The sequence below is a fragment of the Thermochromatium tepidum ATCC 43061 genome, from assembly GCF_009664085.1.
Lineage (GTDB): Bacteria > Pseudomonadota > Gammaproteobacteria > Chromatiales > Chromatiaceae > Thermochromatium > Thermochromatium tepidum.
In genome coordinates, this window is record NZ_CP039268.1 from 2,746,700 (window position 1) to 2,760,180 (window position 13,481).

The following is a 13,481-nucleotide window of genomic DNA, read 5'->3' on the forward strand; positions in this document are numbered from 1 at the left end:
CATCGCGTCTGCGCAACCCTCGAGGGAGGATAGCCAAGGCCACTGCAACCGCTCGGTCAGACTGACTCAATCCGGCTCAACCAGCGGCCTGCGGCGCGCGCAGGCGGATGACGCTCGCGGTAGCGCATTCACCCTCTCGTCCATTCGGAGCAGGATTGACATCCGCTGTCGAGCCGGTGAAAACCTTCAAAAGGTCACAGCAACTAGATAAACACGCAGGAACGAGCAGGTGTCTAAAGAGACTGTTCAAGCCCTGACTGATTCGTCGATAGACGGCCTGGATCGGGCAGCCATATGGCGGGTCGCGGTAGAGGCGCCACTGGCCGACACCCTCGACTATCTGCCACCGCTCGATCCGCCGCCTGCTGGGTCGCGTCCGGGACTGCGTCTGCTGGTACCCTTTGGACGCGGCGCTCGGGTGGGAATCTTGATCGAGGTCGTCGACCAAAGCGCGCATCCAGCCGACAAGCTCAGGCGGGTCGAGCGGGTGCTGGATCCCGAGCCGCTGTTCGACGTCCTGGACCTGAGACTGCTGGCCTGGGCGGCGGCCTACTATCAGCAACCGCTCGGCGCGGCGCTGTTCGCCGCGCTCCCGGCGCGTCTGCGCACTCCCGAGCCACTGTCGGTGGAAACCGCGCCTGGACTCCGGGCGACCGAGTCTGGCCGGGCGGTCGATCTGGAGACACTCAGCCGCGCGCCCAAACAACGCGCGCTCCTCGATGCCCTGCGTTCCGAACCTGAAGGACTGACGCTCGGCGAGCTAACGGCGCGACTCGGCGACAGCCAGAGCGCCATTCGCACGCTCAGGTCCAAGGGATGGATCACCGACGTTCAGCTCGCGCGTGCGCCCGATCCCGTCACCGAAACGCCGCCGCTCGCCGGCCCTGAACTCCATGCCGAACAGCAGGCCGCCGTCGAGGCCGTTCAAGCCGCTTTCGGCGCCTTTGGCGCCTTTCTGCTCGACGGCGTGACCGGCAGCGGCAAGACCGAGGTCTATATCCGGCTGATCGAGTCTGTCATCGCCCAGGGGCGACAGGCACTCGTCGTCGTGCCTGAAATCGGCCTAACGCCCCAGTTGCGTGAGCGCTTCCGCACCCGACTGCCCGGCCCCATTGCCGTGCTGCATTCGGCACTCAAGGCCAGCGAGCGCGAGCGCAACTGGCTGCGCGCGGCGCGCGGTGAGGCCAATCTGATCCTCGGCACCCGCTCGGCGGTGCTGGCGCCGATCCCGCGTCTGGGACTGATCGTGGTCGACGAGGAGCACGATGACTCATTCAAGCAACAGGATGGACTGCGCTACTCGGGACGCGATCTGGCGGTACGCCGTGCCCAGCTCGCTGGCTGTCCGGTGGTGCTGGGTTCGGCCACGCCCTCGCTGGAGACACTGCGCAATGCCAAGCTCGGACGCTACGGTTGGCTGCGTCTGACTAAGCGCGCCGGCGGTGCGCGTGCGCCGACGATCTCGATCCTCGATATCCGTAATCAGCCACTGCGCGCCGGACTCTCGCCAGTGTTGCGCGCGCACATGCACGCCGAGCTCGCGGCGGGCAACCAGATCCTGCTCTTTCTCAACCGACGGGGCTATGCGCCCGTACTCACCTGTCATGCCTGCGGCTGGGTCGGCGAGTGTCCGCACTGCGACGCGCGTCTGACCCTGCATCTGAGCGAGCGCCGGCTGTGGTGTCACCATTGCGGCTGGTCCTGTCCCCAACCTGATCTCTGTCCCGCGTGCCGGCGTCCGGAGTTGCAGATGCTCGGACGCGGCACCGAACGGCTGGAGGAGGAACTGGTCGCGCTCTTCCCCGAGACGCGCATCGCCCGGCTCGATCGCGACAGCACGCGCCGCCGGGGCGAACTCGGGCGGGTGCTGGACGCGGTCCACAGAGGCGAGATCCAGATCCTGCTCGGTACCCAGATGCTGGCCAAGGGCCATGACTTTCCGGGTGTGACCCTGGTCGGCGTCCTGGAGCTCGACCAGGCGCTCTATGCCAGTGATTTCCGCGCCGCCGAGCGCATCGCCCAGCTCATCGTCCAGGTCGCCGGACGGGCCGGGCGCGCCGAGCGTCCAGGGCGGGTCGTGCTTCAGACCCGTCATCCCGAGCATCCGTTGTTGCAATCACTGTTGCGCGAGGGCTATTCGGGCTTCGCGGAGGCCGCGTTGCGCGAGCGCGCCGAGGCCGAGCTACCGCCCTACAGTCATCTGGCGCTGGCACGCGCCGAGTCACCCAACCCCGAGGATGCCCTGGCCTTTTTGCGCCAGGCGCACGAACTGGGCGAACGGCTCGCCGCTGACTCGGGCGCGATCCAGCTGCTGGGGCCGATCCCGGCACCGATGGAGCGACGCGCTGGACGCCATCGCGCCCAGCTCCTGATCCAGTGTGCCGAGCGTCCGCGCCTGCAAGGCTTCCTCACCCGCTGGGTGAACGAGGTCCGCACCCTGCCAAGACGCAAGGGACTGCGCTGGTCGCTCGATGTCGATCCACGCGATCTGCTGTAAATCCCTTGTGCCGCCGATTCAGGTATGCTTAGCGCCTCGGATCAGCCCCGCCCAGGGCCCTCTCTTCTCGCGAGAGAGGGGTGGGAGAGAGGGGCAACCGCCCGATCATGTCATTCACCCCAGCAGACCGCCTCGCCCGACGCCTGGCATCCGCTCGAGCCGTCCCGGCGCGCGGTGGTCGAGCCCTTATCCACAATGAAGTCAGACATCAAAGCCCTGCTCTCCGCTGCGCTCGACACCCTGATCGGTGAGGGCCGACTCCCTCTCGCCGAACCACCCGAGATCCAGGTCGAGCGCGCCAAGGACAGCGCGCACGGTGATTTTGCCTCTAACCTGGCCTTGCTGCTGGCCCCATCACTCGGCACCAGACCGCGCGACCTTGCACACCAGCTCGTCGCCGCCCTGCCCGACTCGCCGCTGGTGGCACGGGTCGAGATCGCCGGCCCCGGATTCATCAATTTCTTCCTGGCCGAGGACGCCTATCTGGCCCTGGTGCCGCGCATCCTCGCGTCCGGTCACGACTATGGTCGGAGTCGTCTCGGTGCCGGGCGGCGGGTCCAGGTCGAGTTCGTCTCGGCCAATCCGACCGGGCCGCTTCATGTCGGCCACGGTCGGGGGGCGGCCTATGGCGCCGTGGTCGCCGATCTGCTCGAGGCCGTCGGTTTCGAGGTGCACCGCGAATACTATGTCAACGACGCCGGGCGCCAGATGGACATCCTGGCCACCTCGGTCTGGTTGCGCTATCTGGAACTGTGCGGCGAGGAGCTACGCTTCCCGAGCAATGGCTACCGCGGCGACTATGTCTGGGACATCGCCGCCACCCTCCATCGCGAGCACGGCGACGCCTATCGGGTCGAGGCCGAGCAGGTCTTCGCTGGGCTCCCCGCCGATGCCCCGGTCGAGGGCGAACCGCAGGATCAGCCGGGCGACAAGGAGGCCCATATCGACGGACTGATCGCGGCGGCCAAGCGGTTGTTGGGCGATAACCGCTATCGCTATGTCTTTGAGCTGGGCTTAAACACCATCCTCGACGACATCCGCGAGGATCTGGCGCAGTTTGGCGTGACCTATCAAGAATGGTATTCGGAGCGCTCGCTGGCCGAGCGCGGCGCGGTCAATCGCGCCATCGAGCGGTTGCGCGAATCCGGGCACATCTATGAGCAAAACGGCGCGCTTTGGTTTCGCTCGACCGCCTTCGGCGACGAAAAGGACCGGGTGGTGGTGCGCGAGAACGGACAGACGACCTATTTCGCCTCCGATATCGCCTATCACCTAGACAAGCTCGAACGCGGTTTCGACCGGGTCATCGACATCTGGGGGGCCGACCATCACGGCTACATCCCGCGCGTCAAGGCGGCACTCCAGGCGCTCGGCGAGGACCCCGACCGGCTCGAGGTGCGGCTGGTGCAGTTTGCCATCCTCTATCGCGGCGGCGAGAAGGTACAGATGTCGACCCGCTCGGGCGAGTTCGTCACCCTGCGCGAGCTGCGCCGGGAGGTCGGACGTGACGCCGCGCGCTTTTTCTATGTGATGCGCCGTTGCGAGCAACACCTGGATTTCGACCTGGATCTGGCCAAGTCCGAGTCCTCCGACAACCCGGTCTATTATGTGCAGTATGCCCATGCGCGCCTCTGTGCCGTATTGCGTCAGGCCGCCGAGCGCGGACTGGTGATCGAACCGAGCCCAGGGATGCACAACCTGGAGCGCCTCACCGAGCCCCAAGAACAGGCCCTGCTGCGCACCCTGAGCCGCTATCCCGAGGTCGTCGAGCAGGCCGCGCTCAAGGCCGAACCGCATCAGCTCACCCACTATCTGCGCGAGCTGGCCAACGATCTGCACACTTATTACAACGCCCATCCATTCCTGGTCGAGGACCCAGATCTGCGCGACGCCCGGATCAAGCTGATCCTGGCCACCCGCCAGGTGCTGCGCAATGGACTAGGACTGATCGGTGTCTCGGCACCGGAGACGATGTGACATGCCCAAGGACTACTATCGCGGCAAACCCCCACCACCTTCCCCGCCCTCCACCCCACCCATCCGGCGCAAGCCAAACCGCTCCTGTATCGGCTGGCTGGTCGGAGGGATGGCGCTGGGCGTGGTCAGCTCCAATGTCCTCGCACCCAAGGCCAAATTGCCTGCGGACACACTGAGCGCGGCACGGGCCGGTCAGTCTGTGTCCAAACCGACCTTTACCTACGAGAAGATCCTGAGAGAGGCCGAGGTGGACATCAGTAAGGGACCGCCGCCGCCACCACCAGCCCCGCGACCCCAGCCACAACCGCCACAAGCCAGTATCGGGTCCCTGGACACATCCGAGCCGATTTCGCCAGTGGCGTCGGAGGATCAGCTCCCGCCACCGACAACACCGAGCCCCGGGACCTATGTGGTACAGGTGGCCTCCTTCAGTCGTCAGGCCGACGCCGAACGGCTCAGGGAACGACTAGCTCAACTCGGTCTGGCGACCAGTATCCAAACGGCCACGCTCGAGAATGGCAAGATGGCCTATCGGGTACGGACCGGCGGCTATGCCGACCGGGCGCAGGCCGAGCAGGTACGTGCCCTGCTCAAGCGCCATGGGCAGGACGGCATGACGATCCCGATCAAGTGAGGTTGGAGCGCCGCGCCAGACGATAGGCCAACCAGCCGACCCCGACGGTCGCGGCGCCAACAACGACCACCAACGGGCGCTCCTGGATGGCATGGAGCACCATCCAGACCATGAGTGTGATGAAGGCAAGTGAGGTGACCGGATGTCCCCAAGTGCGATAGGGCCGGATCAGTTCCGGCTCGCGCACTCGCAAGACGAAGACGCCCGCGACCGTGAGCGCCGCAAACACCGAGAGCGTGAAACCAGCATAGCTGATCAGGGCCTCGAAGCTTGCTGTGATCAGCATCAGCTGCGCCAAACCCGTTTGAAACCAAATCGCAATCAGCGGTCCACCACCCTTGACACGGCGCGCAAGCAGCCGCATCGCCGGATAATCGCGCCCCATGGCTTCATAGATGCGTGGCCCGGTCATGACCAGGGCGCCCACGGTCGAGATCAGTCCTAGGGCGATCAGACTGCTCAACAGACGTCCGCCCGACGCGCCGAAGACATGGCTGGCCGCCACATGGCCGACACGCTCGTTGGCTGCCGCCAGCTCCTCGGTGGGTACGGCACCGAGGAAGACTGCATTCACGCCTAGATAGAGCAACGTGACTGTCAGGGTCCCCAGGATCAGCGCGATCGGCAGCCGGCGCCCCGGGTCTCGTACCTCGCCTGCCACATAGGCAGCGGCATTCCAACCCGCATAGGCATAAGAGATATAGATCAAGCCGACCGCGAAGGCCGGCGAGAACAGGGCGTCAAGCACGGGCGGTCCCTCGTCGCCGAGCAGATGCTCGGGGATGACGACAAAGATGCCGCCCAGGATGAAGATCAGGATCAGGAGCGCCTTGAGCAGGGTGAACAGATCCTGAACGCGGCTGCCGGTACTGAGTCGGATCGAGTGCAGCGCCGAGGCCCCGATCACCAGCGCCGTCGCGGAGACGAGCGGCGGGATGCGTTCCGAGCCGAGCGCTAGATTCAGATACTCGCCGAAGGCGATCGCGCTTGCGGCGATCGGCGCGGCAAAGCCCACCACCAGTGACACAAACCCGGCGATGAAGCCCAGCGCCGGGTGATAGATCCGTCCAAGCAGCTGATATTCCCCGCCATTGTGCGGCAGGGCCGCGACCAGCTCGGCATAGGCCAGCGAGCCGCAGGCCGCCGCCAGCCCGCCCAGCAGCCAGGCCATCAGCACTGCCGGTTGAGATCCCAGGTCGCGCAGCAGAAAGCCCGTGGTCGTAAAGACCCCGGTGCCGATCATGGTCGCGATCACGAGCAGGGTCGCGGTGCGCAGGCCGAAAGGCGGATGGGGGTCGCTGGGCATGGAAGGCGCGTCGAGGGAAGGGTCGAGTCGATGATTTGAACCCTAAAGGCGTTCCGGATGCAAAGGGTTTCACCGATTTGGTTCAGCGCACGATGGGCCAAGTCTGCGCAACAGATCAGGTTCAGGTTATGCTTCAGCTTCTCATTCAATTCAATGCCGTGCCCGATGGTTCCGAGCCGTACCGAGCTATGTCCCAGACCTCAGATCCGCTTCGCCTCACCGATCTTCCGGACGACACCCCGGCGCGACTCGCCGAGGTCCGGGGCGGACATCAGCTCAGGCGCCGGCTGCTGGCGCTGGGGTTACGTCAGGGCAGCCCGCTTCGCATCCTCCAGCGACGCGGCAGGGGATTGGTGCTGGCCAGCGGTGAACTGCGCATCGCCATCGGTGCCGGGATCGCCGAAAAACTCTGGGTGACGCCGGAGAGCGATCAGGCCATGTTCGCGATGCAAGGGCAGTCTGGAGACGAGATGGCGTGAACGGAACCGATCGTACCGCCGCCGAGGTCGTCAAGCTACGCCCACCGCTGACGATCGCGCTAGCCGGCAATCCCAACTGTGGTAAGTCGGCCCTTTTCAACGCCCTGACCGGCATTCGCCAGACCACAGGCAACTGGCCGGGTGTGACGGTCGAACGCAAGGAGGGCTCACTGGAACTGGACGGACGCCGGGTGCGGGTGATCGACCTGCCCGGGATCTACTCGCTCGACGCCAGCTCGCTCGACGAGAGGGTCACGCGCGACTATCTGCTCAGTCACGAGGCCGATCTCATCGTCAACGTGATCGATGCCAGCAACCTGGAGCGTCATCTTTATCTGACGGTACAGCTCTTAGAGATGGGCGTGCCGGTCCTGATCGCGCTCAACATGATGGACATCGCGCGCAAACGCGGTATCCGGATCGACACCGGGGGGCTGGCCGAGGCGCTTGGCTGTCCAGTGGTGCCCCTGGTGGCGGTCAGCAAAGAGGGTCTGACCGAGTTGCAGGCGCGACTGCTGGCCGTGGCTGAGGGACGCGAGCCGTCCGGCAGGGCGCTCACGCATGGCGAATGCGTCGAGGCGGCGGTGCTGGAGTTACTGCCCCGGCTTGACTTGATCGGTGGCGCCGACGTTGGACGCGCCAACGCGCGCTGGCTGGCGCTCAAGCTCCTGGAGTCAGACCCCATCGCCGAGCACGCCGTCGGTCCTGAGACACTGAAGCTCGCCGAGTCACTGCGCCGGCGGATCGCCGAGCGCACCGGTGAAGACACAGATCTACACATCGCTGACACCCGCTTCGGTCATGCCCATGCACTCGCCCGGCGCGTGCTGCGCGAGGAGCGGCGGGTCGAGCGCACGGTCTCGGACCGCATCGATCAGGTGGTGCTCAGCCGGGTGTTCGGCATCCCGCTGTTTCTGCTGATGATCTATCTGATGTTCATGTTTACCATGAACATCGGCGGGGCCTTCATCGACTTCTTCGATCAGGTCGGACAGGCGCTGTTCGTCGACGGGCTCGGCGAGCTGCTGGGGCGTCTTGGCGCGCCCGACTGGCTGACCCTGGTGTTGGCCACGGGCATCGGCGGCGGTCTCCAGGTGGTCGGGACCTTCATCCCCATCATCGCCAGTCTCTACATCGTGCTCGCGATCCTGGAAGACTCGGGTTACATGGCGCGCGCGGCCTTCGTCATGGACCGTTTCATGCGCTCCATCGGGCTACCGGGCAAGGCGTTCGTGCCCCTGATCGTGGGTTTCGGCTGCAATGTGCCAGCGGTGATGGCCACGCGTACCCTGGAGAGCGAGCGCGAGCGCAAACTGACCATCCTGATGAACCCCTTCATGTCCTGTGGGGCGCGGCTTCCGGTCTATGCGCTATTTGCCGCCGCCTTCTTTCCGCATTCGGGTCAGAATCTAGTGTTCGTGCTCTATCTGACCGGGATCGCGGTGGCCATCCTCTCGGGGCTGGTGATGAACCATACCCTACTCAAGGGCGAGAGCTCAGGTCTGCTGATGGAACTGCCGCCCTATCACCTGCCGACCGTCAAGGGCGTACTGCTGCGTACCTGGGACCGGGTCAAGCTGTTTCTGCGCGAGGCCGGTCGGGTGATCGTGCTCATGGTCCTGGCGATCAACCTGTTGGCGACCATCGGCAGTGACGGGAGTCTGGGCAATACCGACAGCGAGCGCTCGCTTCTGGCCGAGATCAGCCGGGGCGCTACACCACTCTTTGCGCCCATGGGGATCCGCGAGGACAACTGGCCGGCGGTGCTCGGGATCTTTTCCGGCGTGCTGGCCAAGGAGGTGATCGTTGGGACGCTCGACTCGCTCTATGGCCGGTTGGCGGTCGAGTCACACCCGATCGAGGAACCAGAACCCTTCGATCTGTGGTATGCGCTGGGCGCGGCAGCCGGCTCGATCGGCGAGAATCTCGGACAGCTCGGCGAACGCCTGCTCGATCCGCTCGGGCTCGACATCGGTGAGGCGAGCGACCGTGAGACGGCCGCCGCCGAGCAGGGCGTCCAGACTGACACCTTCGGTACCATGGCCGAACGTTTCGACGGACAGGCCGGGGCCTTTGCCTATCTGCTGTTCGTGCTGCTCTATTTCCCCTGTGTGGCCACCATCGGCGCCATCGTGCGCGAGGCGGGTGCTGTCTGGGCGACCTTCGTCGGCGTCTGGACCACGGGTATCGCCTTCCTGACGGCGACCCTCTTTTATCAAATCGCCTCCTTCGAACGCGACCCGCTCACATCCGGACTCTGGATCGGCGGCGGATTGGGATCCTTTTTCGTGGTGCTGATCGGCCTGCGGCTATGGGCGGCACGCACGCCCTGACTCTAGGCCGACAGCCGCGCGTTGTCCTTGGCCCTCGACTCCTCCATGAACACACGCTTACCTCCGACAGGGCACACGGGCGTCGCGCTGAGGGTATCGGCCCGTTTCAGGCGGTCGTGGAACGAGGGATTGGCCGGCGGCAGCCGTTGGCTTGTGAGCAACTGGTCATTCATTGGGCACAGCGTTCCTAATATGAGGAAAGTCAGAGGAACAGCGATGGGAACGCGGCTTTAACGGATGACTGCAGAACAGGTAAGCCATCCTCGAAACAAAAAGCCCGCATTTAAGCGGGCTTACGGGGTTTTTGTGGAAGACTTCGGACGACGCAGGAAGGCTTATTATTTTCCGATACAGAAGCTGGAAAAGATCCGATTCAATAGATCCTCTGAGGTGAACTCGCCCGTGATCTCGCCGAGCGCGCGTTGCGCCAGATGCAGTTCCTCGGCAACCAGCTCGGCACCGAGTCTAAGCTCTAGGTTGGCTGCCGCCGCTTGCAAGGTACTGCGCGCGCGTTCGAGCGCTTCGAGATGACGGCGCCGCGCGATGAAGGCACCCTCGGGATGGGCACTCAGACCGGCGTGTGCCTTGATCTGTCCCCTGAGCAGCTCCAGGCCTGCGCCGGTCACCGCCGAGAGCGCGATCTCAACCTCGCCGTCCCGCTCGACGAGACGCGCCGGCTCGCCGACTAGATCGATCTTATTGCGGATCAGGATAACGGGACAGTCGGTAGGGAAACTCGAACGGATCGATGCATCTGGTTCCTGATCGACCGACCGGACCCAGAGCACCAGGTCGGCGTCGTTCAGGGCCGCCTGGGCGCGCCGCACGCCCTCCCGCTCGACCGGATCCTGGCTGTGGCGCAGCCCGGCGGTGTCGATGATGCGGATCGGCAGCCCATCGACCTGGATGTCGAATTTAAGCAGATCGCGCGTCGTGCCCGGGATGGCGGTGACGATGGCGGCCTCCGTGCCGCAGAGTGCATTGAGCAGGCTCGACTTGCCGACATTAGGCGCCCCGGCGATCACCACCGCCAGGCCCTCACGGATGATCTGGCCCTGATGGGCATCAGTGAGGAGCTGCTCGACATCCGCTACGAGTCTATGCAGATCGGCGGCGAGCCGGGTGTCCTCGGCGAGATCGAGCTCTTCGTCTGGGAAATCGAGCCCAGCCTCGACCTGGAGCCTCAGTTGGATCAGGCGCTCGAGGAGTGCTGCGATCCGCTGCGAAAAAACCCCTTGCAGACTGCGCCCGGCCAGCCGCGCGGCGAGGCTGGTCGAGCTTTCGATGAGATCGGCGACCGCCTCGGCCTGGACGAGATCGAGCTTGCCGTTTAAGAAGGCGCGCTCGCTGAATTCGCCTGGACGCGCCAGGCGCGCGCCCAGCTCCAGACAGCGGCGCAACAGCAGATCCATGACGACGGGTCCGCCATGGCCCTGGAGCTCGAGCACATCTTCGCCAGTGAAGGAGTGCGGGGCCTGAAAATAGAGCGCCAGACCCATGTCGATGAAGGTCCCATCGGACTCGTGAAAGACGCCGAGGACCGCGCGTCGCGGTTCGGGGATCCGCCCCAGGATGGCCGCGGCGATCGCCGGTGCCTGTGGACCGCTGACCCGCACAATCCCCACCCCACCCATCCCGGGCGGGGTGGCGATGGCGGCGATGGTGTCAGGGGTCGTCATCGCAGCGACGTCGCCTGGCTCAGTGGCGACGCTTGGCCATCTCCCGTTCCAGGTCGCGCGTGATCTTCCATTGCTGGGCGATCGATAGCAGGTTGTTGACCGTCCAGTAGAGCACCAGACCCGAGGGGAAGAAGGCGAAGAACACAGTGAACACGAACGGCAGGCTCATCATGATCTTGGCCTGGAGCGGGTCCGGGGGGGCGGGATTGAGCTTCTGCTGCACGAACATGGAGACACCCATGATCAGCGGCAGGATGAAATAGGGATCCGGCGCCGAGAGGTTGTTGAGCCAGAGCACGAAGGGCGCCTGACGCAGCTCGACGCTCTCCAACAGCACCCAGTAGAGGGCGATGAACACCGGGATCTGGATCAGGACCGGCAGACAGCCACCGAGTGGATTGATCTTTTCGGTCTTATAGAGCTCCATCATCGCCTGATTCAGACGTTGCTTGTCGTCGCCATAGCGGTCCTTGAGCGCCTGAAGCCGAGGCGTGATCTGACGCATGTGCGCCATGGAGCGATAGCTGGCCTCCGAGAGCTTGTAGAAGGCAAGCTTGATCAGGATGGTCAGTACGATGATCGCCCAGCCCCAGTTTCCGACCACGGCATGGATCCAGCTCAGCATCCAGAAGATCGGCTTGGCGATGACGGTCAGCCAGCCATAGTCGACCGCCAATTCGAGCCCTGGGGCGACGTCCTCCAGCTTATTCAGGAGCTTGGGACCGACGAAGAGCCGATCATCGAACACATGCACTGTACCAGGCGCGATGCTGACCGGTGTCGAGTATTTACCGATGATATAGCGCGGCTCGTTCGGGCCCGACAGCGCCTTGGTATAGAGGGTCTGGGGTATACCCTGGGGCGGGATCCAGGCTGCAAGGAAGTAGTGCTGCATCATGGCGATCCAGCCATCGGTCACGGTGCGGTCGAGCTTGCCCTTGGCCATGTCTTCCAGCGAGACCTTTTTGTATTTCTCCTCCGGGCTGTAATAGACACCGCCGGTAAAGGTGCTGATGAAGCGGGTCTCGTTGGGGTCGTGCAGTGCGGTGCGTTGGAGCTGGTTGTAGGCGCGCGCGATCACGGGGGTAGGGCTGTGATTCTCGACCACCTGGCGCGATTCGATCAGATAGCTGCCGCGGGTGAAGGTGTAGATCTTCTTGACTCGGAGCCTGGCGTCTTCATTGGTCCATTCGAGGACCACCTCGAGCCGGTCGGCCCCAGGCTGGAGATCATATCGTGTCTGGGCGCTGCTAAAGAGCGCTTCGTGGGTCGGCAGGAGCTCCAGGCGGTCGCCGAGCAGTCCCGACTGGACGATGAACATGTTCGGCGGCGTCTGCTTCAACAGCTGGAACTTGTCGTCCGGGCGCTCGGGGACGACCGCATAGTCGAGCAACCAGGCATTCAGGAGTGTCCCGCCGCGCGGCGAGATCTCGAGACGCAGCACATCGGTCTCGACCCGGATCGGCGTCTCTTCGGGAGCCAGGGTGTTTGTCACGAGGCCAGGGGCAGTCGAGATGGTCGGGATCTCATTGGCGGTGGGCACGGTAACGCCGGCGGCGTCCTGGATCTGCTCCTGGGCAACTTGGGCAGGACGGCCATAGTCCTGCATCCAGGACTCATAGATCAGAAATAGCACCGCGGCCAGTGCCAGAAAAAGGAACAAGCGCTGGTTATCCATGAATCGTGGTCTGCCTTTTCTCAGGGACAGGATCGATGCCGCCTGGATGCCAGGGGTGACAGCGCAACAGGCGACGCAGGGCCAGATAGCCCCCGTATAAGAAACCGTGGACCTCGATGGCCTCCACGGCATAATGGGAACAGCTGGGGTAGAAACGACAACGCGGACCGAGTAGAGGGCTGATCAGGTATTGATAGGCCCGAATCGCCCCGATCAAGATTCGACGCATGATGAACTCTCGAGATGGATCCACACCTGTTCTAGGGCATCGAACAGACGTTGGTTCGACTCGGCAGTAGCTCTCGGTGTACACATCACCACGATATCAACCCCTGGAAGACGCCGATAGGCACGGCGAAAGCTCTCACGCGCCAGTCGCTTGAGCCTATTGCGGTCGATGGCGCGGCGGGCACATTTCTTGGAGATGGCCAAGCCTAGCCGGGGCCGGTCGAGTCCATTGGATCGATAGAGCACAACAAAACCACCGAGGACTACGCGACGCGGCTCGACGAAGACACGACGGAATTGACCGGCACTCGTTAGCCGCCGCTCGCGCCCGAAGCCCTGGCCAGGGTCGCTGCTTTGCGCGTTGGCGCTCAGGGGATGAGGTGCGCACGGCCCTTGGCACGCCGCGCACTCAGAACCTTGCGGCCATTGCGGGTGGCGCTACGGGCACGGAAACCATGGGCGCGAGCACGCTTGAGGCGGCTGGGCTGAAAGGTGCGCTTCATGTTAACGATACTCCAGAGAAATCTGTGGTGGGACGCAGGGGTCTGATGACCCAGCTAAAAAAGACGTGGAAGCCTAGGTAATTTTTTGCCAGAAGTCAATCAAAAGACGTGCCCAATCGGTTCGGGCTGTGGATAAGTCGACGCAAGGGCGCTAGACTTGGCCGGTG

The 13,481-nt window shown here is 64.2% G+C and carries 11 protein-coding genes; 5 read left to right on the top strand and 6 right to left on the bottom strand.

Annotated features, from left to right (window positions below):
• Positions 1–277 precede the first annotated feature (277 nt).
• The 3 genes from E6P07_RS12690 (at position 278) to E6P07_RS12700 (ending at position 5,108) form a co-directional block, all read left to right on the top strand.
• Positions 278–2,497, top strand: coding sequence for a primosomal protein N' (locus E6P07_RS12690; protein WP_153976238.1), 2,220 nt, complete (start codon positions 278–280; stop codon positions 2,495–2,497).
• Between the two features lie 195 nt (positions 2,498–2,692).
• Positions 2,693–4,474 carry an arginine--tRNA ligase gene (argS, locus tag E6P07_RS12695; protein ID WP_153975943.1) on the top strand — a complete coding sequence of 594 codons (1,782 nt, stop codon included), beginning with the start codon at positions 2,693–2,695 and terminating at the stop codon, positions 4,472–4,474.
• 1 nt (position 4,475) lies between these two features.
• Positions 4,476–5,108, top strand: coding sequence for an SPOR domain-containing protein (locus tag E6P07_RS12700; protein WP_153975944.1), 633 nt, complete (start codon positions 4,476–4,478; stop codon positions 5,106–5,108).
• Here the strand turns inward: E6P07_RS12700 and E6P07_RS12705 are convergent.
• Entirely contained in the window at positions 5,101–6,414 is a 1,314-nt protein-coding gene (locus E6P07_RS12705) for an APC family permease (protein ID WP_153975945.1), read from the bottom strand. The genes E6P07_RS12700 and E6P07_RS12705 overlap by 8 nt on opposite strands.
• 188 nt (positions 6,415–6,602) lie before the next feature.
• Here E6P07_RS12705 and E6P07_RS12710 point away from each other — a divergent pair, with 188 nt between their 5' ends.
• Both E6P07_RS12710 and feoB read left to right on the top strand, forming a co-directional pair.
• Positions 6,603–6,893, top strand: coding sequence for a FeoA domain-containing protein (locus tag E6P07_RS12710; protein ID WP_153975946.1), 291 nt, complete (start codon positions 6,603–6,605; stop codon positions 6,891–6,893).
• Positions 6,890–9,226 (top strand): Fe(2+) transporter permease subunit FeoB, encoded by a 2,337-nt coding sequence (gene feoB, locus E6P07_RS12715; protein ID WP_153975947.1) that lies wholly within the window; start codon positions 6,890–6,892, stop codon positions 9,224–9,226. Before E6P07_RS12710 ends, feoB begins: the two co-directional genes overlap by 4 nt.
• Before the next feature lie 338 nt (positions 9,227–9,564).
• Here feoB and mnmE read toward each other — a convergent pair whose 3' ends face one another.
• From mnmE to rpmH, 5 genes are read right to left on the bottom strand one after another with little or no spacing between them, the layout of a single operon-like run.
• A complete protein-coding gene (gene mnmE, locus E6P07_RS12720; protein ID WP_153975948.1) occupies positions 9,565–10,905 on the bottom strand; it encodes a tRNA uridine-5-carboxymethylaminomethyl(34) synthesis GTPase MnmE in 1,341 nt (446 codons plus the stop codon).
• 19 nt (positions 10,906–10,924) lie between these two features.
• Entirely contained in the window at positions 10,925–12,583 is a 1,659-nt protein-coding gene (gene yidC, locus E6P07_RS12725; RefSeq protein ID WP_153975949.1) for a membrane protein insertase YidC, read from the bottom strand.
• Complete coding sequence (gene yidD / locus E6P07_RS12730; RefSeq protein ID WP_153975950.1) at positions 12,576–12,812, bottom strand: membrane protein insertion efficiency factor YidD; 237 nt, start codon at positions 12,810–12,812, stop codon at positions 12,576–12,578. Before yidD ends, yidC begins: the two co-directional genes overlap by 8 nt.
• A complete protein-coding gene (gene rnpA, locus E6P07_RS12735; protein WP_153976239.1) occupies positions 12,797–13,183 on the bottom strand; it encodes a ribonuclease P protein component in 387 nt (128 codons plus the stop codon). The genes yidD and rnpA overlap by 16 nt, the downstream gene beginning before the upstream one ends.
• Complete coding sequence (gene rpmH, locus E6P07_RS12740; RefSeq protein WP_153975951.1) at positions 13,180–13,314, bottom strand: 50S ribosomal protein L34; 135 nt, start codon at positions 13,312–13,314, stop codon at positions 13,180–13,182. The genes rnpA and rpmH overlap by 4 nt, the downstream gene beginning before the upstream one ends.
• Positions 13,315–13,481: the final 167 nt, after the last annotated feature.

Excerpts from the sequence above, each read along its gene's own strand:
- mnmE (WP_153975948.1), bottom strand. The coding sequence starts at position 10,905 with ATGACGACCCCTGACACCATCGCCGCCATCGCCACCCCGCCCGGGATG.
- E6P07_RS12705 (WP_153975945.1), bottom strand. The coding sequence starts at position 6,414 with ATGCCCAGCGACCCCCATCCGCCTTTCGGCCTGCGCACCGCGACCCTG.
- E6P07_RS12700 (WP_153975944.1), top strand. The coding sequence starts at position 4,476 with ATGCCCAAGGACTACTATCGCGGCAAACCCCCACCACCTTCCCCGCCC.
- yidD (WP_153975950.1), bottom strand. The coding sequence starts at position 12,812 with ATGCGTCGAATCTTGATCGGGGCGATTCGGGCCTATCAATACCTGATC.
- rpmH (WP_153975951.1), bottom strand. The coding sequence starts at position 13,314 with ATGAAGCGCACCTTTCAGCCCAGCCGCCTCAAGCGTGCTCGCGCCCAT.
- yidC (WP_153975949.1), bottom strand. The coding sequence starts at position 12,583 with ATGGATAACCAGCGCTTGTTCCTTTTTCTGGCACTGGCCGCGGTGCTA.
- E6P07_RS12710 (WP_153975946.1), top strand. The coding sequence starts at position 6,603 with ATGTCCCAGACCTCAGATCCGCTTCGCCTCACCGATCTTCCGGACGAC.
- argS (WP_153975943.1), top strand. The coding sequence starts at position 2,693 with ATGAAGTCAGACATCAAAGCCCTGCTCTCCGCTGCGCTCGACACCCTG.